Annotated in this window: 5 protein-coding genes and 1 pseudogene; all 6 read right to left on the bottom strand. The window is 69.7% G+C overall.

Going from position 1 to position 4210, the window contains the following annotated elements; genetic code table 11:
* Positions 1-711, bottom strand: a 711-nt coding sequence (locus tag VJR25_RS05135; RefSeq protein WP_324113202.1) for a 1-phosphofructokinase family hexose kinase, incomplete at its 3' end; no start/stop codon positions are given.
* Positions 708-1844: an SIS domain-containing protein gene (locus VJR25_RS05140; protein ID WP_324113204.1), complete on the bottom strand. Its 1137-nt coding sequence runs from the start codon at positions 1842-1844 to the stop codon at positions 708-710. The genes VJR25_RS05135 and VJR25_RS05140, both read right to left, overlap by 4 nt.
* Before the next feature lie 56 nt (positions 1845-1900).
* Entirely contained in the window at positions 1901-2038 is a 138-nt protein-coding gene (locus tag VJR25_RS05145; RefSeq protein ID WP_324113206.1) for a hypothetical protein, read from the bottom strand.
* Positions 2038-2922 (bottom strand): carbohydrate ABC transporter permease, encoded by an 885-nt coding sequence (locus tag VJR25_RS05150; RefSeq protein WP_324113208.1) that lies wholly within the window; start codon positions 2920-2922, stop codon positions 2038-2040. The genes VJR25_RS05145 and VJR25_RS05150 overlap by 1 nt, the downstream gene beginning before the upstream one ends.
* A complete protein-coding gene (locus tag VJR25_RS05155; RefSeq protein WP_324113210.1) occupies positions 2915-3862 on the bottom strand; it encodes a sugar ABC transporter permease in 948 nt (315 codons plus the stop codon). Before VJR25_RS05155 ends, VJR25_RS05150 begins: the two co-directional genes overlap by 8 nt.
* Positions 3863-3866: 4 nt before the next feature.
* A pseudogene (locus VJR25_RS05160) lies at positions 3867-4210 on the bottom strand (sugar ABC transporter substrate-binding protein); the annotation flags it as partial.

A 4210-nucleotide genomic window follows, 5' to 3' on the forward strand; every position in this document is an offset into this window, starting at 1 on the left:
GGACGCGACCGCCATCATGCCGTCGCCGCCGAGCGACAGCAGCACCAGGCGCGTGCCGCCGCCGAGCAGCGAGCGCGCCGCCGTCACCGGGTCTGCGATGCCCGTGGCCTCAGCGAGCTCCGCCCGGTTCGGCTTGAGCACGGTCGCGCCGGCGGCCGCCGCCGCGAGCAGCGCCGGTCCCGAGCTGTCGACGATCGACGGGATGCCGCGCCGCTGCGCGATCCCGACGAACTCCGCCATCGCCGAGGCGGGCGACTGCGGCGGCAGGCTGCCCGACACGGTGAGCACGGCGGCATCCTCCGCCTCGGCCCCGGCCGCCTCGAGCAGTGCGCGCCACTCCCCGTCATCCAGCGCGACCCCCGGCTCGAGCAGGATCATCGCGTCGCCGGACGCCTCGTCGACGATCGTCGCGGTGCGGCGCGTGTCGCCGTGCACGGGCACGATGCGATGCGGGATGCCGCTCGCGACGAGATCCGCCACCAGCTCCGCGCCGGTCGGGCCGCCGGCGGTCGTCACGACGACCGCCGGGGCGCCTTGCTGCTGTGCGACGCGGGCGACGTTGATGCCCTTGCCGCCGGCGCGCAGCCGGGCCGCCGCGACGCGGTGCGATCCACCGGGGACGAGCCGGTCGGCGTGCCACGTCATGTCCACGGCCGGATTCGGCGTGATCGCGAGCACGCGCGGCCGACGCTCGGCCGAGACGGGGCTCATCGGGTCGCGGCATCCGCCAGCGGGTGGATGAGCACGCCCTTGACGACGCGGTTCACATCGCCCGACGGGAACGGGTTGTCCGGCGTGAGACCGAGCCGCAGCGACTGCTGGAGCGCGAGCGACTGCGCGAACAGCACATACGGCAGCGCCAGCACGGCATCCGGCAGGTCCTCCACCCCGGGCACCGCCCACGTCTCGCCGGCTCCGTGCGGCGACCGGTGGTCGACCGCGAGCACGTCGTGGCCGCCCGGCGTCGCTCGCAGCTCGGCGAGGATGTCGAGGTCGTACTGGCGGGTGTACGGGTCGGAGGAGACGAACACGACGGCGAGCGTGCGGTCGTCGAGCACCGACTTCGGTCCGTGCCGGAAGCCGAGCGAGCTGTCGTGCAGGCCCACGATGCGGCCCGCGGTGAGCTCGAGCAGCTTCAGCGCGGACTCCCGGGCGAGGCCGGTGAGCGGGCCGCTGCCGAGGTAGACGACCCGGTCGTACTCCCGTTCCGCATACGAGCGCGGTGCCTCGGCCCCGTCGCCGAGCGCCCACTCCCCGGCCGCCGCGGCCGCGTCGACGACGGCGGCGAGTTCGGGTGCGAACACCAACAGGGCGCTGAGCAGCATGGTGGAGAAGCTCGAGGTCATCGCGAAGCTGAGGTCGTTGGTACCCTCGGGCGTGACGAGCACGAGATCCCCCTCGCGCTGCGAGTGGGTGCGGTAGAGGTCGCCCGTCGTGTCGCACGTGATGATGAGGTGGTGCACCTCGTCGAGCACCTGCTCCGCGAGCCGGGTGGCGGCGACGCTCTCCGGGCTGCGGCCGGAGCGCGCGAACGAGATGAGCAGCGTCGGGACGTTCTCGGCGAAGGCGCCGCGCGGGTCGGCGACGATGTCGGTGGTGGCGACCGCATCGAAGCGGCGGCCGGTGATGCGCGCCAGCGCAGGCGCGGCGATCTCGCCGACGAACGCCGAGGTGCCCGCACCGGTCAGCACGATCCGCACATCGGAGGTCACATGCCGCTCGAGGAATGCGTCGATGCGCTCCCGGTCCGCCGCCACCGCGTCGCGCGTCTCGCGCCACACCCGCGGCTGCTGCCCGATCTCGCGGATGGTGTGCTCGGCTCCCCTGGTCACCGTCTCAGACACGTCTGCTCCCTGTTCTCTCTCATCCAAACACTGCTCTTCGACCACATCCAGGCCCCTCACGGCTGCCGGACCGGGGCGAGACGGGCGTTGATCCGCTCGCGCACGCGCAGGTCGTGCGCGGGGTCGGCGGGGTACGTGCCGAACCGCAGCGAACCGTCGGGATCCACCAGCCGGCGCACGGCGTCGAACCCCATCACTTCAGCCCGCTGCGGCCGATGCCGGCGACGACGCGCTTCTGCAGCACGATGAACAGGATGAGGATCGGCAGCATCGCCATGAGGCTTGCCGCCATCAGCACCGGGTAGTTGTTGGAGTGCACGCCCTGCAGGTTCGCGAGGCCCACGCTGAGCGGGGCGCTGTTCGCGCTGTCGGTGACGATCAGCGGCCACATCAGGTCGTTCCACGACCACAGCACCGTGATGATGCCGAGGGCCCACAGGCCGTTCGATGCCAGCGGCAGCATGATGTTCCAGAAGATGCGGAACGAGCTCGCGCCGTCGATGCGGGCGGCATCCTCGAGCTCCTGCGGCAGTCCCATGAAGAACTGGCGCATGAGGAAGGTGCCGAAGGCGCTGAAGACGCCGGGGGCCGCGATGCCGGCGATCGTGTTCAGCCAGCCCAGGTTCTGGACGATCTGGTACTGCGGGATCAGGTAGATCTGCGCGGGCACCATGATGATCGACAGCACGATCGCGAGGATGATCCCCTTCGCGCTGAAGCGCATCCGGGCGAACGCGTACCCGGCGATCGAGCAGAGGAACAGCTGTCCGATCAGGCGCACCAGGGTGATGGCGACGGTGATCCACAGCTCCTGAGCGAAGGGCATCTGCGCGAACACGTCCGCGTAGTTGTGCCACTGGAGGATGCCGGGCCAGAGCGTGGGCGGGGCGCTCTCGACCTGCTGGTTGGTCGACAGCGACATGATCGCCTGGTAGACGAGCGGCGAGACCATGATCACGCCGCCGATCAGCAGCACGACGTGCGCGCCGACGTTGGACTGGGTGCGGCGCCCCGGGCGCACCCGGCTCCGGGTGGAGTCGCCGGTGACGATCGCGACGGTGGTCAGCGTGTCAGACATAGTTCACCCACCTCCGCTGCAGCCGGAACTGGAAGGCCGTCAGCACCGCGATGATCACGAGGATCAGGATGCCGATCGCGCACGCGTAGCCCTGGTTGTTCTGGATGAACGCCTCGTTGTAGAAGATGTAGACGATGCTCTGCGTCTGCGGCATGGCGAGGTTGGCCTTGCCGAGCATGACGTAGAGCAGGTCGAACAGCTGAAAGCCGCCCACCACCGTCATGATCGACACGAAGAAGATGCTCGGGGTCAGGAGCGGCACGGTGATGCTGATGAACTGGCGGAAGCGGGATGCCCCGTCCATCTGCGCGGCCTCGTACAGCTCGATGGGGATCTCGCGCAGCCCTGCGCTGATGATGATCAGGTTGAAGCCGAGCGCCATCCACAGGCCGACGATCGCGACGGCGATCAGGGCGAACCCCGGCGTGGCGAGCCAGTACGGGCCCTTGACGCCGAACAGGGACAGCAGCCAGTTGATCGGACCGAAGTCGCCGTTGAAGATGAGCCGCCACACGATGCCCACCGCCGCCGGCATGGTGACGTAGGGGATGAAGTAGAGGGTGCGGTAGAACGCCCGGAACCGCATGCCCGGCCGCTCGATGAGCGCGGCGAGACCCATCGCGATGGGGATGCCGAGCAGCACGATGGCCGTGTAGATCGCGGTGTTCAGGATGGAGCGCGGGATCTGCGGGTCGCTGAACATCTGCGCGTAGTTCGCGAGTCCGACGAAGCTCGACCCGCCGAACACGCCCACCGTGGTGAAGCTGAGCCAGAAGGTCTTGACGATGGGCCACAGGTAGAACAGGGCCACGCCAAGCAGGAGCGGCAGGACGAACACCCACGGCCACGGCCCGTCCGGGCTCAGCATCCGCCGCCGCCGGGGCGACGGCTCACCGGTCGCCGCCCCGACGGTCGTGACCTCCGCGGAAGAGGTGGTCATGAGGTCATTCCTTCGCGAGCGCCGCGTTCATCTGGTCCGCGAGCTGCGTGGCGGCCTTGGCCATCGGCACCTGGCCGGCGAACGCCGCGGGCAGGATGCTGGATTCGAACTGGTTCCACGCCGAGGTGTTCTTGGAGATCGGATACGGCGACGCGACCTTCGCCTCGTCGAGGAACAGCTGCAGGTCCAGCCCGGAGATGGACTTCGCCCAGACGTCCTGGCTGCCGTTGAATGCGGGGATGACGGCGCCTGCCTGGGCCTGCACGAGCGCCGAGGCGCGGTTGCCGAGGAAGCTGACGAACGCCATCGCGGCCTCCGGGTTCTTCGTCGTCGCGGAGATGACGTTGG

This window comes from Microbacterium sp. (assembly GCF_035277845.1).
Taxonomy (GTDB): domain Bacteria; phylum Actinomycetota; class Actinomycetes; order Actinomycetales; family Microbacteriaceae; genus Microbacterium.